General features: G+C 48.3%; 24 protein-coding genes. 10 read left to right on the top strand and 14 right to left on the bottom strand.

The genetic code is table 11. The annotated features are described in order from the left end of the window. Positions 1-18 precede the first annotated feature (18 nt). The 5 genes from WC647_11845 to WC647_11825 form a co-directional block, all read right to left on the bottom strand. A complete protein-coding gene (locus tag WC647_11845; protein ID MFA6222995.1) occupies positions 19-2,061 on the bottom strand; it encodes an efflux RND transporter periplasmic adaptor subunit in 2,043 nt (680 codons plus the stop codon). Positions 2,062-2,127: 66 nt separating this feature from the next. Beyond that, positions 2,128-2,823 (bottom strand): ABC transporter ATP-binding protein, encoded by a 696-nt coding sequence (locus WC647_11840; protein ID MFA6222994.1) that lies wholly within the window; start codon positions 2,821-2,823, stop codon positions 2,128-2,130. 9 nt (positions 2,824-2,832) lie between these two features. Further along, positions 2,833-3,990, bottom strand: coding sequence for an FtsX-like permease family protein (locus tag WC647_11835; protein MFA6222993.1), 1,158 nt, complete (start codon positions 3,988-3,990; stop codon positions 2,833-2,835). 12 nt (positions 3,991-4,002) lie between these two features. Further along, entirely contained in the window at positions 4,003-4,494 is a 492-nt protein-coding gene (locus WC647_11830; protein ID MFA6222992.1) for a DUF2318 domain-containing protein, read from the bottom strand. A gap of 43 nt (positions 4,495-4,537) precedes the next feature. Then, positions 4,538-5,488: a heavy metal-associated domain-containing protein gene (locus WC647_11825; GenBank protein ID MFA6222991.1), complete on the bottom strand. Its 951-nt coding sequence runs from the start codon at positions 5,486-5,488 to the stop codon at positions 4,538-4,540. Positions 5,489-5,850: 362 nt separating this feature from the next. Between WC647_11825 and WC647_11820 the strand changes: the two genes are divergently transcribed. The 3 genes from WC647_11820 (at position 5,851) to WC647_11810 (ending at position 7,709) form a co-directional block, all read left to right on the top strand. Then, complete coding sequence (locus tag WC647_11820; GenBank protein ID MFA6222990.1) at positions 5,851-6,057, top strand: hypothetical protein; 207 nt, start codon at positions 5,851-5,853, stop codon at positions 6,055-6,057. A 278-nt stretch (positions 6,058-6,335) separates the two neighbouring features. After that, positions 6,336-6,938, top strand: a complete 603-nt coding sequence (locus WC647_11815) for a DUF3786 domain-containing protein (protein MFA6222989.1) — start codon at positions 6,336-6,338, stop codon at positions 6,936-6,938. A 129-nt stretch (positions 6,939-7,067) separates the two neighbouring features. Then, a complete protein-coding gene (locus WC647_11810; GenBank protein MFA6222988.1) occupies positions 7,068-7,709 on the top strand; it encodes a cation transporter in 642 nt (213 codons plus the stop codon). A gap of 18 nt (positions 7,710-7,727) precedes the next feature. On the opposite strand, the gene WC647_11805 is transcribed toward WC647_11810, so the two are convergent. The 4 genes from WC647_11805 to WC647_11790 are packed head-to-tail and all read right to left on the bottom strand — an operon-like array spanning position 7,728 to position 12,185. Next, positions 7,728-8,588: a formyltransferase family protein gene (locus tag WC647_11805; protein MFA6222987.1), complete on the bottom strand. Its 861-nt coding sequence runs from the start codon at positions 8,586-8,588 to the stop codon at positions 7,728-7,730. A gap of 38 nt (positions 8,589-8,626) precedes the next feature. Further along, on the bottom strand, positions 8,627-9,466 hold the full coding sequence (locus WC647_11800) for an ABC transporter permease (GenBank protein ID MFA6222986.1): 840 nt from the start codon (positions 9,464-9,466) through the stop codon (positions 8,627-8,629). Positions 9,467-9,523: 57 nt separating this feature from the next. Next, complete coding sequence (locus WC647_11795) at positions 9,524-10,498, bottom strand: ABC transporter permease (GenBank protein ID MFA6222985.1); 975 nt, start codon at positions 10,496-10,498, stop codon at positions 9,524-9,526. A gap of 10 nt (positions 10,499-10,508) precedes the next feature. After that, on the bottom strand, positions 10,509-12,185 hold the full coding sequence (locus WC647_11790; protein ID MFA6222984.1) for a peptide-binding protein: 1,677 nt from the start codon (positions 12,183-12,185) through the stop codon (positions 10,509-10,511). A 239-nt stretch (positions 12,186-12,424) separates the two neighbouring features. Between WC647_11790 and WC647_11785 the strand changes: the two genes are divergently transcribed. The 3 genes from WC647_11785 to WC647_11775 are packed head-to-tail and all read left to right on the top strand — an operon-like array spanning position 12,425 to position 15,249. After that, positions 12,425-12,733 (top strand): hypothetical protein, encoded by a 309-nt coding sequence (locus tag WC647_11785; GenBank protein MFA6222983.1) that lies wholly within the window; start codon positions 12,425-12,427, stop codon positions 12,731-12,733. A 44-nt stretch (positions 12,734-12,777) separates the two neighbouring features. Next, a complete protein-coding gene (serS, locus tag WC647_11780; protein MFA6222982.1) occupies positions 12,778-14,058 on the top strand; it encodes a serine--tRNA ligase in 1,281 nt (426 codons plus the stop codon). A 27-nt stretch (positions 14,059-14,085) separates the two neighbouring features. Beyond that, on the top strand, positions 14,086-15,249 hold the full coding sequence (locus WC647_11775; GenBank protein ID MFA6222981.1) for a class I SAM-dependent rRNA methyltransferase: 1,164 nt from the start codon (positions 14,086-14,088) through the stop codon (positions 15,247-15,249). Between the two features lie 75 nt (positions 15,250-15,324). Here the strand turns inward: WC647_11775 and acpS are convergent, their stop codons facing one another. The 3 genes from acpS to ftsH all read right to left on the bottom strand — a co-directional run bounded on the left by acpS (position 15,325) and on the right by ftsH (position 18,694). After that, on the bottom strand, positions 15,325-15,708 hold the full coding sequence (gene acpS, locus WC647_11770) for a holo-ACP synthase (protein ID MFA6222980.1): 384 nt from the start codon (positions 15,706-15,708) through the stop codon (positions 15,325-15,327). Beyond that, the gene (gene folP / locus WC647_11765) at positions 15,705-16,574 is read right to left on the bottom strand and encodes a dihydropteroate synthase (GenBank protein ID MFA6222979.1); all 870 of its coding nucleotides are present in this window, start codon (positions 16,572-16,574) and stop codon (positions 15,705-15,707) included. The genes acpS and folP overlap by 4 nt, the downstream gene beginning before the upstream one ends. 197 nt (positions 16,575-16,771) lie before the next feature. Continuing rightward, positions 16,772-18,694 (bottom strand): ATP-dependent zinc metalloprotease FtsH, encoded by a 1,923-nt coding sequence (gene ftsH / locus WC647_11760; GenBank protein MFA6222978.1) that lies wholly within the window; start codon positions 18,692-18,694, stop codon positions 16,772-16,774. A 166-nt stretch (positions 18,695-18,860) separates the two neighbouring features. Between ftsH and WC647_11755 the strand changes: the two genes are divergently transcribed. Both WC647_11755 and WC647_11750 read left to right on the top strand, forming a co-directional pair. Next, positions 18,861-19,697, top strand: a complete 837-nt coding sequence (locus tag WC647_11755) for a pseudouridine synthase (protein MFA6222977.1) — start codon at positions 18,861-18,863, stop codon at positions 19,695-19,697. 178 nt (positions 19,698-19,875) lie between these two features. Continuing rightward, positions 19,876-20,082 (top strand): dodecin family protein, encoded by a 207-nt coding sequence (locus WC647_11750; protein MFA6222976.1) that lies wholly within the window; start codon positions 19,876-19,878, stop codon positions 20,080-20,082. Between the two features lie 37 nt (positions 20,083-20,119). Here WC647_11750 and WC647_11745 read toward each other — a convergent pair whose 3' ends face one another. Next, positions 20,120-21,052 carry a TIGR01212 family radical SAM protein gene (locus WC647_11745; protein MFA6222975.1) on the bottom strand — a complete coding sequence of 311 codons (933 nt, stop codon included), beginning with the start codon at positions 21,050-21,052 and terminating at the stop codon, positions 20,120-20,122. A gap of 179 nt (positions 21,053-21,231) precedes the next feature. On the opposite strand from WC647_11745, the gene radA reads away from it, so the two are divergent. Together radA and WC647_11735 are read left to right on the top strand one after the other, a co-directional pair. After that, positions 21,232-22,593, top strand: coding sequence for a DNA repair protein RadA (radA, locus tag WC647_11740; GenBank protein MFA6222974.1), 1,362 nt, complete (start codon positions 21,232-21,234; stop codon positions 22,591-22,593). A gap of 10 nt (positions 22,594-22,603) precedes the next feature. Next, entirely contained in the window at positions 22,604-23,155 is a 552-nt protein-coding gene (locus WC647_11735) for a helix-turn-helix domain-containing protein (protein ID MFA6222973.1), read from the top strand. Between the two features lie 15 nt (positions 23,156-23,170). Here WC647_11735 and WC647_11730 read toward each other — a convergent pair whose 3' ends face one another. Continuing rightward, entirely contained in the window at positions 23,171-24,229 is a 1,059-nt protein-coding gene (locus WC647_11730) for a lytic transglycosylase domain-containing protein (GenBank protein ID MFA6222972.1), read from the bottom strand. Between the last annotated feature and the right edge of the window lie 72 nt (positions 24,230-24,301).

Raw genomic sequence — 24,301 nt, 5'->3', positions numbered from 1 at the left:
GTTTCACCACCAAGCCCGTTAGGGTTTCTCGGGAGAAATCTTCTCGACCAGTTCGGCGCATTCATCCGACTTTTCGTTGGTCTCAGATTTTGTTTGATAAACCGGGTTTTTGTTGTCCCCAGCCTTACCGATCCAGTATGCGCCTTCGCCGTCAAATGACTTCGAACAGTAGAAGACGGTCAAATCCTCGTCGGTCATTTGGCCGAATGTCATAAGGGTTTTAACCATTGTTTCAGACAGAGTATTAAAGAAGCGGCGTTGATCGACGGGGTTCCTGGTACTTACGACTTTGGCGCTCGCAGCCAGAACACCGTTCGAGAGTTGATTCCACTTCCTCTTTTGTTTCGGATCAAGCGCAGAGCTATCGATGTTCTTTAAATCTTTTATCAATTCTGTCCCGGATGATATGGCCACGTCCGGATCTTTTTCCCTAATGGCGTCCTTTATCTTGAGGTAATCGGTATAAACCGGGGTCAATCCGGCGACAAAAACCTTGGGAGCGGTCAGTCTTTCTACAATCTCTTCATCGGATTTTTCTTCAGGCTTCTTGTCCGAAGGCGGTTCGTTTCCCATAGAAGCCATCTTTTCCGCGGGGGCCATCATGCTTGTTTTCCCCAGGATCTGCATAGTGCTGTCAATCTTGAAAGCGCCTTTAGTGACAACCCGCTCACCTTCCTTAAGGCCTTTGTCCACTATGTATTGGTCTCCGACGCGGGGTCCGAGAGTAACTTGGCGCAACTCGTATGTAGGTTTCGACGCGCCTGGGACCTCCACATACACAATCGAGCGTTTGCCCGTAATAAGAGGCGCAGTATTAGGAATGAGCAACGGTGGTTTCGAATCGTTGTCATCGGCGTAACCATAAGAAGAGGCAGGTCTCAACTGCATCTTACTATCCGGGCATACGCCCGGAGTGGAACTCGGATCGTCTCTAGGGTGAACCGGGCAGATGTATTTTCCTATCCACTCTGGTTTTACGATTCTGCCCTGATCGTCCAACTCAGCTTCCAATTCCGCGCTGACAAACATCCCGGGTTTTAAGAGATAATCCGGATTTGGCGTTTCAACTCTAACTTTGACCGATCGGGTTTTTGTGTCGAGGGTAGGGTCTATAAATAGAACCTTACCTTTAAATATCCTTCCAGGAACCGCCGGTGTGGTAAATGTGATGTCCTGCCCGTACCTGATCCACGGCAAATCGGTTTCATAGGCGTCCATTTTGACCCACACGTCAGAGAGATCGTTAATGACGAACATCTCGGTCCCTTCCTTCACAAATTGACCCAACAGAGCGTTTTTCTTTGTCACTATTCCACTGATCGGCGCTTTGAGGGTGACGTAAAGCGTAGGTCGCTTTTGAGCCTCGATTTTGTCTATTTGTTCACGATCCAACCCGTACTGTATCAGTTTTTCTTCAGCCCCTTTAATGAGTTCTTTGTCGTTTGGGTCACTCCTGATGGTTTCAAACAGTTCGACCTGACTCTTGATCAGGGTTGGGCTCCATATTTTTACCAGAGGATCGCCTTTGTTAACCTTTTCGCCGGTGAAGGTTATATAGATTTCATCCAGCCTGCCATCTACACGGGAAGTTATGACTGCGACGCGAGTTTCATCCTCGAAAACCATCCCAACCATAGGGATAAGTCTTTTGGCTCTGTCCCTTTTCACTTCGGTGGTCTGAATTTCCGCGAGTTTTTTCGCGTAATCCGACAATGTCACCTTAGACATGTCCCGACTAACCGAAGTGTCAGTTCCGCTGTCTTCGACAGGTATCAGATCCATGTAGCAGATTGGACATTTTCCCGGACCGGACATTCTGATCTGCGGGTGCATGGCGCATGTCCATATTGTGGCCTCATGGTCATGGTCGGATATCTTTTCGATCGACTGGTGAGCTGATGTATCAGATGAGTCCGCTTTGGCCGAGGGTTCAACACCGGGCGGCGGAGGGGTAGGAGCGTTTGAGATATAGTATCCGGCAAGGAAGGCCACCAATATCAGTCCTACCCACAATGCGACTTTTGTCTTTGGGTGCCCGGGTTTCGAATCTATCGTATTCATTGGCGGCCTCCATGGGCTAAGCAAGTCTCGGCGTACGCTAGCGTCGGGGGAAAAACGTTGAAAATCCTACATAGCCAATCTGATGGGCGCTTCCGTATGTTTCAGACGTCCGTCAGCGACTTCTATTATTCTGTGCGCATATTCTGCGTTGCCCCTGCTATGAGTCACCATCACGATGGTCTGGCCTTCGGAATTCAGCTTGATCAGGAGCTTCATGACTTCTTCAGAATTTCTGGAATCAAGGTTTCCGGTAGGTTCATCCGCAAAGAGTATTGGCGGCTCATTAACCACTGCCCGAGCTATCGCGACTCGTTCCTGTTCACCCCCGGAAATCTGGTTTGGAAGCCTGAAAGCTTTATCTTTCAAGCCAACCCGTTCGAGAGCCGACAGCGCAAGACGTTTCTTTTCCTTTTCTGAATGATGGGTAACGGCTAGAGGTAGCTGAACGTTTTCAATTACGTTCAGATATGGCACAAGCTGAAAAGATTGAAAGATGAACCCCATAAACTCACGCCTGAAATCGGCCAGTTTGTTTCGTTTCAAAGAATAGAGATCGATTCCTTCAATTGTTATGGATCCCGTTGTGGGGCTTAATAATCCGCCTAACATGGACAACAAGGTGCTTTTCCCGGATCCCGACTCTCCCATTATCGAAATAAATTCGCATTGTCCTATTGAAAGGTCAATGGAACTTACAGCCGCTACCTTGGCGTCGCCGACTCCAAACTCTTTTCTGACCTGGTTCGCTTCTATATAACTCATTTCCATCTCCTATAAAGTGCGTAACGCTTCACTCGGATCCATGGCCGAAGCCGATCTGGCCGGGTAAAAAGATGCCAGCAGACCGACGACAATCGCCAGAAAAACTGAACCTACAGCCATCGTGTAATCAAACGCCATATGCGGAGCGTGTTCCAGAATTACTGCCAGGATCCCGTAAGTCACCCCCATTCCGACCAAATACCCGAGAAGACCGGCGGAGAATGAGACTACAAGCGCCTCAAGCAGTATTATTTTCATTATGTGGGAACTTCGAAAACCAATGGCGCTAAAAATTCCTATTTCGCGGGTGCGTTCGTTAACGCTTCCCATCATAGTCACGAAGACCACCATGGCCCCGACGAACAAAACAAGCCCAGATATCCCAAGGGAAAGCCTTTGGAAACTGTGCAAAGTGTCCATTCTGCCCTCTACGACCTGCTGCACCGCCGTCACTTTTCCAGTTGGAATCTTGTCCGAGAGTTGTGTGACGATCTCGGAAATAGGGCAGTTCTTGCACAATGCAGCGATCTCGACCATAGAGATCTTTCCTTCTTTTCCAAACGTCTTCTGGGCAACGGGGAGTGACATGAAAACAAGGCTGTCATCCTGTGAACCGGTGGGATCCAGGACACCCGACACCGAAAAATCAGTTCCCTTTATGTTGAGTTTTGATCCAACATTTACACCCAGTTTTTCAGCCGCTTCACGGCCTACGAGGATGTCGGAATCATCCTTTGGGGTTGTTCCATTAATCTTCCACCATTTCTTGAGAGCCAGTTCAGAAGGAAAGTCCACGCCGACTGCAAGGGCTTTATGACCCTCGGTTTCAAGGACATCGAAAACCTTGGGGCTTACCAGTCTTATATTGGCGGCATTCTCTATGGTCTTGATTTTCGCAAGGTCTTCCTGATGGATTTCTTTTTGATCGAAAGACACTCCCCCAAGATCAAGTCCGCCATAGGTCAACGAGAGTCCCTCGGACTTGGGTGTGATGAGGATGTTGGCCCCAAATTCATCCATCTTGTGGAGCATGTCTTCCGCCAGAGTTTGTGTAGTGGATAAGAGCGCCACAACCGCCGCTACACCCACCAGGAGACCGAGAACCAGGAAGCAGACCTTACCTTTACGGCGTCTCAAGTTATTTATCGCTATGTTGTGAAGTTTCATTTTCAGCCCCTTTTATTGAAAGTATTTCGCGCCGACAAGCATATCCTTCTGGCTGATCAGGACCTTGCCGTCTTTCACGGTTCTCCTGAGAGCGGAAGGATTGCATCCACCCGTCACTTCATTTACTTTGACGCTCTTGAATTTCATGCCGCAGTTCATACAAACCATGTTGTCACCCTGTTGCACGTAACCCTTTTGGGCTCTGTAGCAAACTTCACAGGCGTCGAAAGCCACCCTGATAACTCCATCGGAACTCTTTATGACGAAGAAACGGATCGTTTTATTCGGAGAAACCTGGTAGCTGAAATGTCTTGCCCTACCATCCTGAAATTCTGATACGGGAAATGAAAAGAAGCCATTCTGGGGTTGAGCGTTAACCGCAGGAACCGTAAAATTACCTGCAAAAGCATAGTCTGCCGTCATGAGCGGAGTTAAGGCCAGGCCGATTAACAAAAAGGTCATGGACAAAGTCATCATCTTGCTTGAGTTGCTTATTTTTTTCATTCTAGGTACACCTTTCTTTTAAACTTTGTTTTATATTGCGATATTAATTGTTCTGGGAAAGCAGGCGCTTAAGGTCCGTGTCAGAGGCTATCATGCGTGGCCAAAACACTTTCCAGTCATCCTGTCCCGATGTTGCCCGAACTTTTTCACGAACATTTGGATCAAAAATGGTTACATCCGAGTCCTTGAAAAGACCGCCGATCAACTCTATTGCCTTTTGCTGTCTCTCGGCTGGGTCCTGAATGTTTTCAGGGATCTTCTCTTCCAAGAGCTTTCGAATCCCAAGACGTTGGCCCACTACCTGCGTAAATTTTTCCAACGAGCCGAATTGTTCTTTGGCCTTCTGTTTGAACTGCTCTTCATTCATTGGCTGCCGTTCCATTATTTCTTTGATCTCGGTCTCGACTTCCTGCGGCTGGACAACCACCTTCTCCTTGTCTGCTGCCTGCAAAAGAATTTCCTTCCCAACCGTAGAGAAAAAAGTGGAGGAGAAATCGGATGATCTGGGTGAAGTAAGATCAACATCAAGAGGGGTCTTGAGATCGGTCATCAAGATGGGCCTGCCGTTAACGCCGGCTACGACCACATCATTCTTACCGATGGAGGCGGGCCTGAAAAGCCCATCCAGCTTCACAGGATACCCAGCCTTTTCTATCACCTTTTCGATTTGTTCAGGGGATGTTTTCTTGTCATAGTACTGGACCGTAATCTCCCTTCCGGCGAGACTGATGTCCGTTCCCACAACTCCGGGAGCTTTTTCTGTGGCTTCCTTGATAGTGAGCACACATGCGGGACAGGTCATGTTGTTTACTGCAAATCGGGTCGCTACCAGATCGCCAGACAGCATTCGATAAACGAAATACCCGCCGAATGCCGTAACCACGACCACCATGACCGCTGCGGCCAATTTCTTGATTTTTGCCGTGCTTACTTTCTTTTCTTTATCCTCGAGAGTATCGAGGGTAATCTTTTTTACTTGTCTTTCTTCAGACATCTGTTGACTCCTTGTACCGGCTTATTGCTTTGCCTCGGGGAGCCACGACGCGAGCGTCATAGCGCATCCTAGACATATAATACGTGTATAATCAGGGTGTTGTATTTAATGAGCTGAAAACAGACTTATAGAATCAAATACGAAGAGAGCAGTGGAGGATAAAGGTGTGATCTAAAGACGAAATGGCGGACTCTTCCAGAACCGTCTGATGGCAAGTCGTTGAAGTGATCAACGGGTCAACTGGAACATCCAGCAGCGCGTCAGATTTTTCAACGCGATCAGCGCCGAGATTCTCGGATATACCGATTAGTTGCAGATGTTTCAGGCACGAACAATGACCGCAGTTGAGGTTGGTTGTCTTTGTGAATGAGCAATGGTTCTCAACTGGGGCGTGCTTTGCGCAGCAGTTTTGCGGTTGCGCTTTTCTCGCTGCGCAGCACGAGTCGGAGGGAGGTGGTTGGTCAGCATCAGAAAAATCATCTGATGTTGAAGAGGGGGTCCTGGTTTTACAACAACAGGGAATCGCGGAAGAAGGCGACACCGTCATTCCTATGAATGACAGGCAGTAGACAATTACAAGAGCTTTCTTGAGAAGTAACATCTGTCGCCTTAATATATTCTTTACTAAATTAATCTAATTTCACACTAATTAAAGTCAAGCAATTTTCCCATAAACTCACTAAATTTATCGGCCGCGATTCACTCGCATTGTAGATACATACCGTACAAACAATTAAATCCCGCGCCTCCAAATGATTTTTTTGGTAAATTGAATATTGCCTGTTGTGGAAGGCGCCTGATAAGGTGAAGATACAGCACGAAATAATCAAGATTCGGAGTTTGAAAAATGGGTTGCGCTTCTCCCAATCCTTTTCATTGGGAAGACCTTGCCGGCCGTTCGGTCGAAAAAGTCCTGAAACAACCGGGAGTAGGACTTTCCCAGGATGGTCATTCATATGAAGTGAAGTTCCTCAACGCGTTATATCTTGTGGATCCTTTGGGGCGTCGGATAGTTGAGATTAATCCTAACCCCATCAATCCGCTCAGTGAAGAGTTTCAGATTCTGCTGATAAGATATCTTGTGGCGGATTATAGCGGTCCCATAGCGGGAAAAGAAATAAGCGAGAAGGATTTGCAGGGTGGAGTTACTTTCTTTCAGGGGCCTCACGCCCTTCATGTCAGCCCGATAGTAAAAATGTACGGCTCGGGTCCGGACGCGTTTGAAAAGCGGGGCCGAGAATTAGGAGCCGTGCCCTCTGCCCATGGTGACAAGGGCATGACCTTTTTCCCGTTTCCCGAAATTCCCGTCACGTATGTCCTTTGGAAAGAGGATGATGAATTCCCTGCGTCTGCCACCATCTTGTTTGACAAATCTATAGAGAAGTGGCTTAGCTTGGACATGATTTTTTTGGTGGTGTTGGTGGTGACAGAGCGCATCGTGGGGGGCTAATCGACCTCGTTTATCGTTGCCTCCTGCGATTTGGATGATGGTGGGTTTAAAAGCCTGCGCTTATTGCGCCCCCGAAAATCCAACTGCTCCTGTCGAGAACTAGGCTGTTTGGATGGAGATTAAAGCAGCATGGATGAATTCGATGGATGTTGTTCAGGTGAATGCATGGCCTCCCGAGCCCGTCACGCCCAGGAAGGTCGGCGCCTGGAATATTTCACGTTAGGCTGGAACCTTATAGAAGCGATGGTGGCGGTAGCCTCCGGCATAGCGGCAGGTAGTATAGCTCTTCTAGGATTTGGGGCCGATTCCCTTATCGAATGCCTGTCTGGTGGGATATTGCTTTGGCGGCTGCAATTGCACGAGGCCGATGAAAGCAGGGATAGAATTGCCGTGAAGCTGGTTGGCGTCAGTTTTATAATTCTGGCGGCCTATGTTGGCATTGACGCCGCTAAAACGCTGGTATTACGCGAGGAGCCGGAGGTTAGTGTCATAGGTATCGCTCTAGCCTGCGCCTCATTGATCGTGATGCCGCTTCTTGCGAGAGCCAAGCGTCGAGTTGCGGCCCGCTTGCAAAGCCAATCCCTGGTCGCTGACTCCCGGCAGACTGATCTGTGCGCCTACCTCTCCGCTATATTGCTTGGAGGCCTGGTTCTTAACGCTCTTTTTGGCTGGTGGTGGGCTGACCCGATAGCGGGTCTTGTAATGGTTCCAATCATTGCCCGCGAGGGCGTTGAAAGTCTGCGCGGAAATGTGTGCGCTGACTGCCATTGAACTAGCTCACTCGCATTCTCAGGAAGAAATATACTCCTCAATCACAGAAGTTAGATCAACACCGGAATCCTGGACAGAGCCGTGAGTGAAAATCTTTTTGTCTCGAACAATTATTGCGCCTGTAGCAAGCTCCCTGATAGCGGAATTTAACAGCGGTAATTCCCGTATTTCACCTTCATGACGGATTTTTGTGAAAAGCGGATGTGATTCTCTCTTTTCAAGGCCGTCAGAAGGCTGGATATCGGCTTTCCAATTCACCCACAGTTCGTCCCAGTCAGGTCCCTTGATCGGGAAACTGGAATACGAAATCACTGGGCCACGGTCGAGTTCGCTGGTCACGAGATGCGTCATTATCCCCTGTTCAGAAGCGTCTTCGCCTATCAACTGATGGATAACCTCCTGCCATGTTCCTTTCGGTCCCCAAGGCAGGGCAGGGTGTATGTTGACCATATCGAGAGCTTCGAGTTCCGGTTTGCCGATGATCAACATATATCCGGCCATTACGATCAGGTCCGCCGGGCTGAGCATTTCTACAACTCTGACGACTTCTCGTCCGAATTTGTCCCGCCATTCCTGTAAAGACGGAGAAGCTTTTTCGGCTGATGCGCTCTCCGCAAGGCCCTTTTTTCTCAAATCAGGCAGGAATTTTACGTGGGAGAGAGTAGCTACGGGGATGTCAAAACCCGCGGCAAGGTCGAAAAACATCTCTCGTTGCTTGTATTCTTCATTGAATGGACCATCCCCGGTTTCTCGATGACAGAAAACCCAGGATATTTCAGCCGGTAAGTGTTCCTGCGCTATATAATCATGAACGGTCTTCAGCAGGTTTCTTGCGGCGGGATCGCGACCTGTTGAAAACCAGCCTATTTTAAGCGTCATACTGTTTAGCCTCCATGTGCGGATAATGGAAGAAAAGCCTATCGCCTGAGACGGGGATCCAGGGAGTCTCTGATGCCTTCGCCGAGCATGTTGTATCCCATGACGGTAATCAGGATGGCCATACCGGGGAACAGCGACAACCACCACGCTATCTCGATGTTGTCCTTTCCTTCGGTAAGCATGTTACCCCAAGATGGATCAGGAGGCTGAACACCTATCCCCAGAAACGACAGTCCTGATTCAATCAAGACGGCGGACGCTATCCCTAGCGTTGCAGCGACCAGGACAGGGGCCATCGCGTTTGGGAGGATGTGGAGAAAGATGATCCTGGCGTCACTTGCTCCCTGAGCTATTGCAGCCTGAACAAAATCACGCTCGCGGATGCTCAGGAACTCTGCCCTGATCAGCCTGGCCACTCCCATCCAGGATGTCGCTCCAATTACAATCATGATGTTCCATATACTTGGCCCGACAAACGCAATTACAGCGAGGATGAGAAAGAATGACGGAAAGCAAAGCATCACGTCCACAAAGCGCATTACTATCCTGTCCAGGATACCGCTGTAGTATCCTGAGACGGCGCCCAGTAACATTCCAATGAAAGTGGAAATTCCCACAGCCACAAAGCCTACACTTAATGAAACACCCGCTCCGTGTATAATCCGGGATAGGACATCCCGTCCGAGGACATCAGTGCCAAGGACGTGGTTCCACGTTGGAGGGGCCAGGATGTTTGAAGTATCTATTTTTGAAGGAGAATAGGGCGCCAGTTGATTCGCGAAAATCGCGACGCAAAACAATGTGGCGACGATGATCAGACCGATCATCGCCATTTTATTCCTTCGGATTCGTTTTACAAAATCTTCATTTAAAAACATTATCTAATCGTACGTCCGAGCCTGCTATAAATATCTACTAGCGCTTCCCCATAGTTATTAACCGCCGACGCGTATTCTTGGATCAGCCCAGGAATAAAGGAGATCGGCCAGGAGGTTCCCAATCAGGGTCAAAGCGGCCCCGATCACAAGTATTCCCATTATTGTGGGATAATCCCGCATCATCACGGACTGGTAGAAAAGCTGGCCCATACCGGGGATCGCGAAAATCGTCTCAAAGATTACACTGCCACCGATCAAGCCCGGAACAGACAGTCCGAGGATGGTTATTACCGGGAGCAAGGCGTTTCTCAAGGCGTGCTTGAAGATTACAGTCCTTTCATCGAGGCCTTTGGCTCGAGCGGTGGTGATATAATCCTGTCTTATGACTTCCAGCATGTTGGAACGCATGTAACGGCTCATTCCTGCAAGTCCCCCGAACGCTGAAACAAAAACCGGTAATATTAGGTGCCGCCCCACGTCCAATACCTGCCCCGAAAAAGTCAAATGCGAGTAGTTCAGAGAACGCAATCCCGATATTGGAAGCCAGTCGAGCTTGACGCCAAACAGAATCATCAACAGTAAAGCTAACCAGAAAGTTGGTATGGCGAATCCTAAAAAAACAAAAAGCGACGACACTCGATCAAAGAGGGAGTCCTGTTTGACAGCGGACATGACGCCAATCGGAATTGAAACCGATAGAATAAGCGCCAGGGAAAGGACATTAATCATAAGAGTAACTGGAATTCGTTCTGAGATCTTGTTTATGACCAGCCTGTTGTCAGGGGCGAACGACCTCCCAAAGTCCAGTAAGGCCATGCTTTTCAACCACTTAAAATATTGGACCGACCATGGTTGATCCAGCCCGTAGTGGGCTCTGATCCTTTTTACCGCCTCTTCATTCATGTTCGGATTCAGGTCCGTCATTAGGCTGGTAGGATCACCCGGCGCCATTTTCATCACTGCGAAGGAAATAATTGTGATCCCGATCAAAGTCGGGATCATTAGAGCTATTCTTTTAACCAGGAAGTTCATTCAGATTCCGTTACTGTTGGATCGTGTATTTTTGCAGAGCCTTGGGAACGTACCACTTTGGAAAATTGTAACTGATACCGATGGGAGCAGGTTGGATTCCATGAAAACGTGAATTGATGATCGGTAAAGCGTACTGGACAAACAGAAAAGTATAGGGTTGATCTTCCGCTATGATTTCCTGAAACTGGTCGTAATATTTCTTTCGTTCTTCCCGGTTATAGGTTGACGCTCCCAAATCGAGCAACCTGTCAACTTCGGGGTTTTGATAATTGATAAAATTCAGTTCACTTTCGCCGGTTTTCTTTGAATTCCATATATCTATCTGGCTGGGATCAATTCCAATGCCCCACCCCAAAAGACAGGCTTCAAATTTCCGCTTGTTAATGAAATTTTTTAGAAATGCAGCCCATTCTATTACACGAATCTTGACCGTGATCCCGACCTTTTTAAGGTCTCTCTGTATTATTATTGCGGCGTTCTTTCGAAGTTCATTGCCGTGGTTTGTTATTATCGTAAATTCAAACGGTTTACCGTCTTTGTCCAGTATACCATCACCATCGGTATCTTTCCACCCGGCTTCAGCAAGCGTTTGCTTTGCCTTTTCAGGATCATATGGGAATTTCTTAACATTTGGATTGTACCAGTATGTGTCGGGCTTATAAGGGGTGTCGGTCACTGTTCCAAGGCCCAGCAGAACTCCCTCAACTATACTCTCCCTGTTAATCGCCATTGTGAGAGCCTGCCTAACCCGTTTATCCTTGAATTTCCAATCCTGAAGATTGTAACCCAAATATGAGTAGCCAAAACCTAAATACTTGTACCTGTTAAAATTATCCTTAAACCATTGGGTGTCGGTCTGACGGACGTACTGGAGAGGAGTCAATCCCATCTCGTCAATGGAAAGAGCCTTCAATTCGAGGAACATGGTGGCTAGATCCGGTATGACTCTCGTCATAACCCTATTGATGTATGGACGTCCATCAAAATAATCGTGAAAGCTGTCTACCGTGATTTTTTCCCCTGTGACCCAATCTTTGAACTTGTAAGGGCCGGTGCCGATAGGATGTCGTTTCAGAGGACTCTCTGTGATGTCTACGCCTTCGAGCAGGTGGCTGGGTAATATTCCCTGTCCCCAGGATCCCAGGGCAGGCGCGTAGGGATGGTCATAGACGACCTCTACAGTGTGATCATCAAGAACCCGGAATTCCTTTACTTTAAGGAAATCAGTCGAGTAAGCGGTTGGGGTTTTGGGGTCAACATAAACCTTGTAAGTATATTCCACATCCTTGGCGGTGAATGGCTGCCCATCATGCCACTTGACGCCTTTCCTGAGGAAAAAGCGAATTTTCAGTTTATCCTCTGAAACATCCCATTTTTCCGCGAGTTCGCCTACCAGCCTGATGTCCTTGTCATACTTGACAAGACCGTTATAGATCAGACCGTTTATGTCTCCGCTCGCCGAGTCCGAAGCCAGGACCGGCAGGAGTACGGATGCGTCTCCTATACTACCCACTATGAGCATGTCGCCATATGCGGGTTTTGTATCCACTTCGGCGGCCTTTTTTGAGCTGGTTTCTGTCGTGGCGCCTTGTTCAGCCGCGTTATTTTTTTCCGCCTTTTCGTTGCATCCTGCGCAAAAGGCCAACAGAGCTACTATCAGGGACAGGAAACATTTATTAAACGCCATCAGGCTCCTCTACTCTTGGATTTGACTGCGTCGCTAGTCCGACTACCGCGGTGTTTGAGATATGTCAACCGCTCGGTCCATTAATTAAGTTATTATTGTATATAAGGCGACATATCGCAAGCTTGTGACGACAAGCCGCATGAAACCATTGGTAAAAGAGGCTTTTATTTGATAATTTATCGTGGATGACTATAAACTATATGGCGTGACTAGATTCTTGTATCAGGGAGACCAATGAGGTGAAGGATAAAGATTTGACCCCAAAGCAGCGGCGGTGGATGGAAACTTCTCGCAAAATCGGACCCGGAACGATGACACGGACAGAACGGGAGACCCTTGAAAAACTTTACGCTGAAATGCTCCCGGCTGAACAGCAGGAACTTTTCGACTATATTAAAACAAAGTTCGGAAAAGGCGATGACACAGGAACGGAATCCAAAGAAGACCCCATTACCGTGATGGAAAAGATGATATGGTCTGAGCCTTCGACTGGTTTGAAAAATGTTTTGGGTAAGGTCCAAATTGCTAAAAGCCCGTTTGGCAAGTAATCCCGCGTAGGTTTTCAAAATTACGCCAAGATCTGGAGATTTGAATGTTAGATATAGCTTTTATTAGAAATAATCCTGAGATCGTTAAAGATGGAATCCGAAAGAAACGGATGAAGATGGATGTGGATGAACTCCTGAACGTCGATACTGAAATGAGGAGTTTAAAGACCGAAGTTGAAACTCTCAGGGCAGATAGAAACAGGATTTCGAAGGATGTTGCGAAAAGTTCCGGGTCCGAGCGGGAAGAACTGATTTCAAAAATAAAATTTATTAAGGAAAGCCTTGCGGTAAAGGAACCAAAGCTCAAGGCGTTCGAAGAACGTTTCGAGAACCTCATGCTTTTTGTGCCCAATCCACCATCTCCGGAGGTCCCGGAAGGAGATTCCGACGACGACAACGTTGTTGTAAGGACAGTGGGAGAAATTCCTAATTTCGATTTTGTTCCAAAGGACCATCTTGAGCTTGCTGAAAGCCTTGACATTGTAGATATGCCGAGAGCCGTCAAATTCGCCGGCGCTCGAATGTATTTCCTGAAAAATGAAGGGGCTCTCCTTGAATTCGCATTGTTCAAATTCGCCCTTGATCACCTCGTTTCCAAGGGTTTTCATCCGATGATAGTTCCCCAGTTGGTGCGCAGGGAAGCCCTTGTAGGAACCGGGTTTTTCCCATTGGGAGAAGAAGACACATTCTGTGTAACCAAGGATGACCTGTATCTGGTTGGTACCGCTGAGGTCTCGCTCGTGTCATACCATATGGACGAGATATTGAATGAGTCAGAGTTGCCCAAGCGTTACTGCGGATATTCAACGTGTTTCCGGAGGGAAGCTGGTTCCTACGGTAGGGATACGAAAGGCTTTTACAGGCTTCATCAGTTCAATAAGGTAGAACAGGTAGTAATTTGCGCGAATGATCCCGAAGTCTCCAGAAGGGAGCACAGTCTGTTACTCGAGAACGCCGAAGAACTGATGCAGGCGTTGGGTCTACCGTATCGCGTGGCCCTGGCGTGCGGCGCTGAAATAGGCCAGGGACAGGTGCTGAAGCACGAAATAGAAACGTGGATGCCGAGCAGGGGAAAATATTCGGAGACACATTCATGTTCGACGCTTCATGAGTTTCAGGCCCGGCGCCTTAGAATCAGATACCGAGGCTCGGACGGTAAGACCCGGCCCTGCCATACCCTTAACAATACCGCCATAGCGTCTCCCAGAATCATGATTCCTATACTTGAAAATTTTCAAAACGCTGATGGAAGTGTGACGATACCCAAGGTTCTTAGGCCTCTCATGGAAGGGAGGGAAAAGATAGAACCAAAGAACTCTAAATGACACCAGTCGTTGTCTGGACCTAATAATTTGATAAAACTAAGAAAAAACGCGGATCGTAAAGTCAGAAGAGGGGGGCTGTGGATTTTTTCGAATGAAATCGAAGCTCCGTCCGTTAGGGAGCTTGAGCCTGGAGAGATACACGAGCTAGTTGATTTCTCTGGGGAATTTCTGGGAATGGTTTATGTAAACCCCAACAGTCTGATTGCCGCCAGACTCGTTTCCAGGAAACGGAGCGCCATTGATTCTGAATTTGTCATGAACAGGCTCAAGGAAGCCCTTGACCGTAGACAGCCGTTTTGTAGAGAAAGGGAGGCGTATCGAGTCTTCTTTGGAGAGTCGGACCTCTTGCCTGGTCTTATAATCGATCGCTACGGGCCCAATCTTGTGATTCAAAGCTCAACCGCCGGCGTGGACAAGATCCTGGATATGATAGTGGACTTGGCCATGAATTTGTTCTCTGCGAAATCCATAGTTCTGAGAAATGATTTATCGGTCAGGAATCTCGAAGGGATTCCCTTGTACAAACTCCTCAGATATGGATCAGATGTTGACAGGGTCGAATTCGGGTCCGACGGTTTAAATTTTGTCGCTGATTTGCTTGATGGTCAGAAAACTGGATTTTTCCTGGATCAGGAATTCAACAGAAGCGCTTTGAGAAAATATATTCCGGATCGAGCCACTTTACTTGATCTGTACTGTTACTCCGGGGCGTGGGGGTTGCATGGGCTTGCCGGCGGAGCTGGCGCTGTCACTTGTGTTGATTCGTCCCAGCCGGCTCTTGAGCTGGCTATGGAAAACGCTCGTCTCAATAGATACGAGCCCAATGTCAATTTTGTGCGTGAAGAAGTCCTGCGCTTTTTAGGTACTTGTCCAGACCAGTGGGATGTTATTGTACTGGATCCTCCAGCCTTTATAAAGAGTCGTTCCAAGGTTCGTGAAGGTCGGCAGGGTTACATAGACGTAAATCGGAAGGCTCTTGCTCGATTGAAACAGGGAGGAATTTTTGTGACCTGTTCCTGTTCCGGGCATATGGAGTTGACTGATTTCTTGGAAGTCCTAAATGTCTCGGCTCACAGAAGTGGGAAAAACCTGAGGCTACTCGAAATTTTGGGACAGGGGCCGGACCATCCGACTCTTATGGCTATGCCGGAAACAAGATACTTGAAGGTGATTGTGGCGCAAGCGGTATAAATCGCTCCGGTTGGCAGTCGATACGCTTCCACAAGCCCGGGGCTGGGAAATTTAGGCAAATACAGGATGATCGATTCAAATCTTCTCGGCAATCACAACAGCGCAAGCCATACCGTTTGAGTGAGATAAGGAAACACTAAGGTTGCTGATCCCCATGGACTCGGCGATCTTCCCCGCCACGGACGACAGGACAATGGACGGTTTTTGTCTGTCGCCTCCGCGGACTATTATTTGAGCCGGAGTTACCCCTTTGGAAAACCCGGTTCCCAAAGCCTTTGCCATGGCTTCTTTTGCAGCGAATCTCGCCGCAAACGCCTCTTCCGGTTTGGAGCCGGAGCGACAGTAAGATATTTCTTCCGGGCCAAAAACTCTCGTGACAAATCTATTCCCCCACGATTGATCCAGAATTCGTTTTATCCGGGATGCGCTTACAAGGTCAATTCCTATTCCGACTATCACATCTCTACTCTTTCCCGTAAGATGGCGTCCGTAACCCTCGCGACCTGAACAGTTGATCTGACGTCGTGAGCCCTCACAATCGCGGCCCCACGGCAGATGGACATGCATATCGCAGCCATTGTGGCTACATCCCGCTTGGAAGCTTCAGGTTCACCTATGATTGTTCCGATGAACGCTTTCCGGGAGGGCCCCATGAGCAATGGTTTACCCAGTTCCGAGAATTCCTGCAAGCGGTTGATGAGAATCAGGTTTTGGTTAAACGTTTTGCCAAAACCAATCCCAGGATCAAGTATTATTTTTTCAGGGGCGACTCCGATCTTTTCCAGATCGGCTATCCGTTGCTTGAAAAAGGTGACGATGTCTCCGGGAAACGAGTCATAATGGATGTCTGTCTGCATGTTTCGCGGAGCGCCCAGCATATGCATGACAACTAGAAAAGCCCCATTATCCCTGGCTGACTGGGCTAATTCCGGGTCATCGCGAAATCCGGAGACATCGTTAATGATCACGGCCCCAGCTTCAGTAGCCGCGTCAGCTACTGCTTTTCTGCGGGTGTCGATTGATACCACAGCGTCCGGGGCTTGGGAACAGATACCTGAGATGACTGGAATTGTCCTGCGTATTTCCTCATCAACCCCAACCGGTAGGGAGCCTGGACGAGTGGATTCGCCACCGATATCCAGGATATCCGCCCCCTGTTCAAGCATGTCGAGGCCGCTTGCTATTGCCGCATCACGCTCGAAATGAATCCCACCATCTGAAAATGAGTCAGGGGTTGTGTTTATTACACCCATCACCTTTGTGCGAGATTCGTGGAAGAGTACGTTGGAAAATTTTTGAATCGGAGACAGTCGAGCCTTGGGCATCAAGATTTTGACTCCAATGTGAGGTTTTGGCAGGTTAGAATCAAGAGTGGTCGGGATCCCTTAATTGTCAAAGTCATATGACGCCAGTAAGACGAAACCATTCAACCACCGAAGGGTATTTCCACCATGATCAAATCTCGATCCAATGTGAACGTATACATAGCTGATCGAGATTTACCGTTCGCGCCTGTCTAGACTCAAGCTTTTTCAGGATCAGGCGTAGCCGGGGGATTCTCTAACACAGCCTTGCTTGAAGCTTCAACTGTCGCTTCGGCCGGATTCTGAGGCTCCGTTGGCGGTGGATCGGGAGGACTCTCCAGCTTGGGTAAGTCCTTGCCTTCAATTATAGTTTCTATCTGGGCAGCGTTGAGAGTTTCCCTTTCCAGTAAGGCCTCGGCTATTTTACGGACGGTTTGTTCGTGATCCATAATGATTTTGTGGGCCCGTTCGTAATTGGTGGTCACCAGCCCTCTGATTTCATCATCGATCATTATGGCTGTTCGTTCAGAATAGTCACGATGACGGGTCAACTCCTTACCCAGAAATATCTGTTCTTCCTTCTGACCGAAAGTCAAAGGTCCCAGACTCTCACTCATGCCCCATTCACACACCATCTTTCGCGCCAATTCTGTGGCGCGTGAGATGTCATTTCCAGCGCCGGTGGTCATGTGTTCGAGAAAAATCTCTTCCGCTGCCCGGCCTCCCATGAGCACCGCAATTTGGGCAAGCAGGAAATCCTTTTCGTATGTGTGACGATCATCAAGCGGGAGTTGTTGGGTTACACCGAGCGCCCTGCCTCTTGGTATGATGGTGACCTTGTGTATGGGGTCAGTGCCGGGAATCTTTCTTGCCACAAATGCGTGACCAGCTTCGTGGAAAGCTGTATTACGGCGCTCTTCAAGGCTGATAACGAGACTGCGACGTTCAACCCCCATGAGAACCTTGTCCTTGGCAAATTCGAAATCCGACATGTTGATAAAGTTCTGATCGTGCCTCGCGGCGTTCAGGGCCGCTTCATTTACGAGGTTGGCCAGATCAGCCCCTGAAAAACCAGGTGTTCCCCTGCTGATTGAACGAAGATCAACCTCGTCGCCAAGAGGGGTCTTTTTGGTGTGGACCTTGAGTATTGCCTCACGGCCTCTCAGGTCAGGAGGAGGAACGACAACCTGCCTGTCGAATCGTCCGGGTCTTAATAGCGCAGGATCCAGTACGTCCGGTCTGTTGGTGGCGCTTATCAGAATGACGCCCTCATTCGTTTCAAATCCATCCATTTCAACCAACAACTGGTTGAGGGTTTGTTCCCTTTCATCGTGTCCGCCACCCAGACCAGCGCCTCGATGACGACCTACAGCGTCAATTTCATCTATAAAAATAATACACGGAGCGTTTTTCTTGCCCTGAATAAAAAGATCTCGCACTCTCGAGGCCCCAACCCCAACGAACATTTCAACAAAGTCCGACCCCGAAATCGAGAAAAAAGGAACCCCCGCCTCGCCTGCTACCGCTTTCGCCAGCAACGTCTTGCCCGTTCCAGGGCCACCCATAAGCAGCACGCCTTTGGGAATCTTGCCGCCTAACCGAGTAAACTTTTTCGGATCCTTCAAGAATTCAATTATCTCGGAAAGCTCTTCTTTGGCCTCCTCAATACCGGCCACGTCGGCAAAAGTAAATTTGTTCTGATCCTCGGAAATGAGACGGGCTCGACTTTTCCCAAAGCTCATTGCTTTGCCGCCCCCTGCCTGCATTTGCCGCATGAAAAACACAAAAATGGCTATCAGAAAGATCATCGGCAGCCACGAGATAAGGGCTGTCAAGTACCAAGGATTGTCATCCTCGGGTGTTACCTGTATATCTACTCTGTTCTTCATGAGTGAAGGAATCAGGCCAGGATCCGTAGGGGCAAGGGTCCTGAAGGCTCCACTACCATCCAGGAAGGTCCCCTTGACGTGGTTTCCCTGGAGTATTACGGATTTTATGGCGCCCTGATCGAGATCTTGTCTGAACTGGCTGTATGAAATTTCCTTTTGGGGAGATTTTGTTTGATTAAACAGGTGAAAAAGGAAGATCATCACTAGAAATATGACAAGCCACAACCCCAAATTTTTGTATATGTTGTTCAACAAAAACTCCGATCACAATGTTTATTAACGGTTTTCTTGAACTTATATCACGATTGGATTAGGTAAACAATTAAATCTACTCATATTCTTAAAATGGGTTATCACAGCCTGATTGTCAAGCTTTGGAGCCCATCCACGAAATTGATTCAAATTGCTGGAACAAACCATGACAAAAGAAAAACTTCAACTTAGAATTCGTAACTCGGGAGCCGGATCTCGGAGATTTTCCGAGCAGGCTATACGGGAAGGACGAGTCACTGTTAATGGACAAGTGATTCAAGATCCTGCCTTTCTGGTCGATTCCGGGGCAGACTACATCAAGGTCGACGGCAAGCTACTCAAAAGGATCGATTCTACCCAACTTATCTATGTTTTTAATAAGCCGCGTAATGTCGTTTCCACTATGAAAGATCCTGAGGAGAGGCCTTGCCTGGGTGATGTCACACGTAATATCAAGGATCCCGTGTTTCCTGTCGGCAGGCTCGACTTTGACGCTGAAGGACTCATGATCCTTACCAATGATGGACAACTGGCGCAGGCTCTTACGCACCCTTCAAGAAAAATCCCGAGGACGTATCTTGTGAAAGTTAGGGGCATACCTGACGCAAAGTCCATGGCAATGATAAAAAGAGGCATGCGGCTCGATGACGGCGTGCGCGTAGGTGAGATCAGCGTCACATTCTTACGAAGCCAGGAAACCACATCATGGCTCAAGGTCGTCCTCTACGAGGGAAAAAAGAATGAGATCAAGAGAATATTCTTTCGTATCAATTATCCTGTGAGAAAACTGAGAAGAATAAGTTTTGGTCCTCTAACCTTGGGGAGTCTGGAAACGGGGGCATGGAGACTAGTGACGGCGGATGAACGAAGGAAGTTGATGGAACTGATTGAAAACGAGCCACAACCAAGACGCGAATCGCGCTCTAAATCTGAAACAAGACCAAGATCCTCAAGTAACGTTCCTAAAGGACCAGGCAAAGGCCAGACGCGCCCCAAACGGTAGCGCCAGGTCATAGAACGAAAAATATATCACAACATCTTGGATGATTTATTCCTGCGCCGTAAGACCCTACTATGTTTTATGTGCAATAAAGTGTGTTTGATCAACTTGTCTTGTTGACAATTTGTCAATCGATTCCGTACTCTGTTATCTGGTGAGGCAAGCTAGTCAGGAGGATATTATGCCAGGACGAGTTGCTCGAGTCACGGAGGTAATTGCGGGTTCTCCTACCAGCTTTGATGAAGCGGTTAAGCTGGCTTTTGAGCGCGCAAACAAGACTTTAAGAAACATAACCGGCATGAAAATTGTCGATATGACAGTCATGTGTGAAGCGGGAGAGATTCAGGAATACCGTATTAGGGCTGAGGTTATATTCGTTCTAGAATAGGTATTGCGTCTATTCATACCAATGTCTCGACGCTGCCTCACCAAATCCTCCAGGCAGACTGCGCTTTGGAGCCCTGGAATACGTTCCTACTTTCCATCTCGGAGTTTAGATAAGTCCTTACCCTGATTCTATCGAGCATCCAGGCAGGCGCTACAAGTTCATCCGCGTGGGGGTCGGAAGTCAGTCTGTGGATGACCATCTGCTTCGGCAGGACTTCCAGGACCGCCAAAGTAGCGTCAACAGCCTGTTCCATCGTCATGGGCAAAAATTTCCCAGCTCTGAACATGTCTTCTAAGGGGGTACCAGCGACTACATATAACGGGTGGATCTTTATGCCCTGGATTCCAGAAGCAGCGATCATTCTGGCCGTTAGTGTCATGTCTTCTGTGGATTCACCGGGTAATCCCAAAATTGTGTGAGCGACCACTATGAGACCTGCCTTCAGAGCGCGGTTCGCCGTTTCGAAGAAGACCTCCGGACCATGCCCCCTTCTGATTAGCTTAAGAGTTTTCTCATGAGATGATTGCAGGCCAAGCTCAAGCCAAACGAGTCTTTCTCTGCTCAAATTGGCCAGCAGTTCTAGAACGCTTTCCTGAACGCAATCAGGTCTGGTTCCAATCGCCAGTCCGACAACCTCTTTACGGAGTAGAGCAGAGCTATAAATCCTTTGAAGTAGCTCAGGATCTCCATATGTGTTAGTGAAAGATTGAAAATAGGCTATAAATTTGTTCACCTTGTAACGTCGGGACAAAAACTCGATTCCCTGATCGACTTGCTCCTGAACGGACAAACCACGGTCGAGAGCGTCTGTTCCAGATCCTCTCGAGTTGCAGTATATGCATCCACCGTTGCCGATTGTTCCATCTCTGTTTGGACAACCGAGACCCGCGTCAAGGGAAATCTTTCGGACCGGTTCGGAGAAAAGCTCTTTTAACCATGACGATAGTGATCTATATCTGGAAGTAGTCATGTTGACCTCTTGAAAGCCTAGCTTACAATCAATAATTGTAGTTGTCAGGCTTCCTGAAGAAAATGACAACTTTTCAATCAGAATTTGCTCCGATTGATCAGACGGACAAAGGATCAACACTTATTTTAGGTTTTTTTGTCAGCTTGACGATCTGTGACTGATGTTTCTCAGGACAATGAATGAAAACGGAAATAGCGTTTGTATGCCGGGAATGTGGCGCAAGAACAGTGAAATGGATGGGGCGTTGTCCACAATGTGGACAATGGAATTCAGTTGAGGAGAAAATTTCTCAGATCCCCCCCAAATCAAGGGTGCGAATGGAAGAAAACGACTCCGGGCCCATTTCGATACTCGATATTTCAGATGACAGGAGTCCTCGACTTTCAACAGGAATTGATGAATTGGATAGAGCGCTGGGTGGGGGGCTGGTATACAGGAGCGTAATTCTGGTTGGTGGCGATCCTGGAATCGGGAAGAGCACACTGCTGATGCAGGCTTTGGGCGCAATGTCGACCCGGGGAGAGACGGTCCTTTACGTGTCCGGAGAAGAATCTTTGGAACAGATCAAGATCAGGGCCGACAGACTTGGAATTCATTCCCCTTCATTTCTCGTTGTAGCGGAGAACCGGCTTGAACGGATACTGGAGCTGATAAAGACAACCGGAGCGTCCGTAGTTGTCCTGGATTCAGCTCAGTCAGTGTCGGCCCAAGGAGTTGACTCACATCCGGGGAGTATTAACCAGGTTCGTCATGTCGCCTCCATGTCCATTGAAACAGTTAAGAAGGGCCATGCGGCTTGTTTTCTCGTGGGGCATGTAACTAAGGACGGGGTTTTGGCGGGCCCCAAAGTTCTCGAACATATGGTTGACACGGTATTGTATTTCGAGGGTGACAGAGGTCATCCATACCGTATTCTAAGAGCAGTAAAAAACCGGTTTGGGTCAGTCAGTGAAATTGGGGTGTTCGAGATGACAGACGCCGGATTGAGTCAGGTAGTCAATCCGTCGGAATTCTTCCTGTCCGAACGTCCCGAGGGGGCTTCAGGATCGGTCGTCACATCTTTGGTAGAGGGCTCAAGGCCGATACTGGCGGAAATTCAGGCTCTGGTTTCAGGGCCTACATTGGGATCAGGAAGAAGGACCTGCCTCGGAACGGATCCCCAACGCCTTGCCCTCATGGTGGCGGTGATCGAAAAAAAGCTTGGTCTCATGCTTAACGACCAGGATATTTTCCTCAACGCTGTCGGCGGAGTCAGGGCTACTGAACCTTCCGTGGATCTCGGCGTTGTAGCTGCGGTAATATCTTCATTTTTGGAGCAGGTCATTCCCTTTTCGTCCATGGTTTTCGGAGAAATTGGCCTCTCAGGGGAAGTCAGGCCGGTTGCAAGAGCGGCTTCTCGTATCAACGAAGCGGTGAGATTGGGATATACCAGAATTGTAGGTCCCAAAAGGAATCTGGATCTGTGTACTATGCCGGGAATCGCTTCGTTTGTTCCTGTTTCACACATCAGGGATTTGCCCTCAATACTCTTTGAAGGATGACAACTGCGACATGAATCAGTCCGAAATAGACGCAGGGGCAAAAATCAGATCGTATCGAAAACGCAAAGGGCTCTCGCTGACCAGATTGAGCGAAATCACCGGCATAGCAGCGTCAAATCTGAGTTCTTTAGAGTTGAATAAGACTTCTCCCACACTTCAAACATTGGCGCGAATAGCGGACGCTTTTGACGTAAAAATCAGCGAATTTCTGGATGAGATATTCTACAGAAAGGTTCTGATATGTGATCCGGATGAACTGAGGCCGCTGGGAAAAAGTCGAAATGAAATCATGGAATACAATTTGACTTCCGGAGTTACACTAAACAGACTCGACGCGAAAATGATGGAATTCCTCCCCAATGCTGGTCCGACAAGTGTCCCGGGCGCAAATACCGATCGTTTTGCTTTTGTCCTGTGTGGATCACTGATATTGACGACTGCAGAGGACGAGGCGCGCATAAAGGAAGGGCAGGGGGTATACCTGGCTCCGGATGCGGAGGCTACGCTGAAGAACGCCCGGCCGTCTCTGGCCAAGGTGTTGATTGTCCACACCAAACGTTGATCGATGACTATGGATCTATTTTTTCTTGAAACCGCGAATTTCCAACTGCGCCAGAAACTTCTTTTGGGTTCCTTTGGGCAAATGAATGGTATGTTTTATAACCACACCCGAATGCTTCGCCGGAAATATTGATTTTTCAACAGGAACTTGAGAGTTCAGAAACCATATATTTCGGGGCGTCGTATTCAGCATCTTTGCCACATCTGCAAAGCTGAGATCCTTGACCAGCTTGATCTGCTCCACTGTGTCAAATGGAGAGGAGCCTAAGGGTTTGATCTTGACGCCGTAAAAGTCCCGGTATCTGCTTATAACTCCTAAAGCTATCCATCGTGGGACATATTTCTCTGTCTCAATCGGAAGGGGGTCGTCCCAGTAGCTTGTTACTCCATAGGCGTTGAGCCTTTGCACGACGCGTGTGGGGCCGGCGTTGTAGGAAGCGGCAGTCAGGAACCAGTCATTAAATCCGTTTCTGTCGTCATGGCCGTTTAGGCTGACTCTTTTCACCCTGTTAAGCCATGCTAGATAACGCGCCGCTGAGTGTGTGGACTTTACCAGATCAGCTCGCTCATCTTTCCATGCGTTGATTTCTCGCTTCCAATCGTAGTCGGGGCATCCTCTCGGCCCACACAACGCAGTTGACTTGATGAACTGCCAGTAACCGAAAGCGCCGGCCGACGACAACGCCCGGCCGTTGTAGTTGCTTTCAATAGCGGCAAGATAAAGAAATTCCGGGGGAACATTGTAGCTTTTTAAGATCGGTCCGATCGTGGTTTTTAGAGAATCCGCCCTGGAAAGCCAGTGGAAAACGCGAGATCTTCTGTCCAAAAGCAGGTAATTGATTTCTCTGAGTATTCTCTTGCGAACGTCCGGTCGTCTGATGGGAACGTCCTGAGAGGCAAACTGGAGTCCGTTCTTCTCAATTTGTGGTGGCAAAGTATATCTAAGACCGTCAGTTGACGCTCCGCTGTTCAGTGAAACGGGTCCCGCTAGGCAAACAGCCCCAGAAACAAAAAGAACCAGGCAAGTGATCAGTGTCGCTGAGAGCCAAAATTTCCACGTATGTCTTGTCGGCATGATTTTCACCTGAGAGCAGCGGCGGAATTTCTTAAGACGCGTCTTCATTTTACAACAACTATGACAATATTT

This window comes from Desulfomonilaceae bacterium (genome assembly GCA_041662605.1).
In the GTDB taxonomy this organism is placed as follows: Bacteria; Desulfobacterota; Desulfomonilia; order Desulfomonilales; family Desulfomonilaceae; genus CAJBEZ01.
Note: the sequence above shows the minus strand (reverse complement) of the source record. Positions and strands in the feature narration are given on the sequence as shown.

Coding starts and splice junctions, on each gene's coding strand:
- WC647_11845 (MFA6222995.1), bottom strand. CDS start 2,061: ATGAATACGATAGATTCGAAACCCGGGCACCCAAAGACAAAAGTCGCA.
- WC647_11840 (MFA6222994.1), bottom strand. CDS start 2,823: ATGAGTTATATAGAAGCGAACCAGGTCAGAAAAGAGTTTGGAGTCGGC.
- WC647_11835 (MFA6222993.1), bottom strand. CDS start 3,990: ATGAAACTTCACAACATAGCGATAAATAACTTGAGACGCCGTAAAGGT.
- WC647_11830 (MFA6222992.1), bottom strand. CDS start 4,494: ATGAAAAAAATAAGCAACTCAAGCAAGATGATGACTTTGTCCATGACC.
- WC647_11825 (MFA6222991.1), bottom strand. CDS start 5,488: ATGTCTGAAGAAAGACAAGTAAAAAAGATTACCCTCGATACTCTCGAG.
- WC647_11815 (MFA6222989.1), top strand. CDS start 6,336: ATGGGTTGCGCTTCTCCCAATCCTTTTCATTGGGAAGACCTTGCCGGC.
- WC647_11810 (MFA6222988.1), top strand. CDS start 7,068: ATGGATGAATTCGATGGATGTTGTTCAGGTGAATGCATGGCCTCCCGA.
- WC647_11805 (MFA6222987.1), bottom strand. CDS start 8,588: ATGACGCTTAAAATAGGCTGGTTTTCAACAGGTCGCGATCCCGCCGCA.
- WC647_11800 (MFA6222986.1), bottom strand. CDS start 9,466: ATGTTTTTAAATGAAGATTTTGTAAAACGAATCCGAAGGAATAAAATG.
- WC647_11795 (MFA6222985.1), bottom strand. CDS start 10,498: ATGAACTTCCTGGTTAAAAGAATAGCTCTAATGATCCCGACTTTGATC.
- WC647_11790 (MFA6222984.1), bottom strand. CDS start 12,185: ATGGCGTTTAATAAATGTTTCCTGTCCCTGATAGTAGCTCTGTTGGCC.
- serS (MFA6222982.1), top strand. CDS start 12,778: ATGTTAGATATAGCTTTTATTAGAAATAATCCTGAGATCGTTAAAGAT.
- folP (MFA6222979.1), bottom strand. CDS start 16,574: ATGCCCAAGGCTCGACTGTCTCCGATTCAAAAATTTTCCAACGTACTC.
- WC647_11755 (MFA6222977.1), top strand. CDS start 18,861: ATGACAAAAGAAAAACTTCAACTTAGAATTCGTAACTCGGGAGCCGGA.
- WC647_11750 (MFA6222976.1), top strand. CDS start 19,876: ATGCCAGGACGAGTTGCTCGAGTCACGGAGGTAATTGCGGGTTCTCCT.
- WC647_11745 (MFA6222975.1), bottom strand. CDS start 21,052: ATGACTACTTCCAGATATAGATCACTATCGTCATGGTTAAAAGAGCTT.
- radA (MFA6222974.1), top strand. CDS start 21,232: ATGAAAACGGAAATAGCGTTTGTATGCCGGGAATGTGGCGCAAGAACA.
- WC647_11735 (MFA6222973.1), top strand. CDS start 22,604: ATGAATCAGTCCGAAATAGACGCAGGGGCAAAAATCAGATCGTATCGA.
- WC647_11730 (MFA6222972.1), bottom strand. CDS start 24,229: ATGCCGACAAGACATACGTGGAAATTTTGGCTCTCAGCGACACTGATC.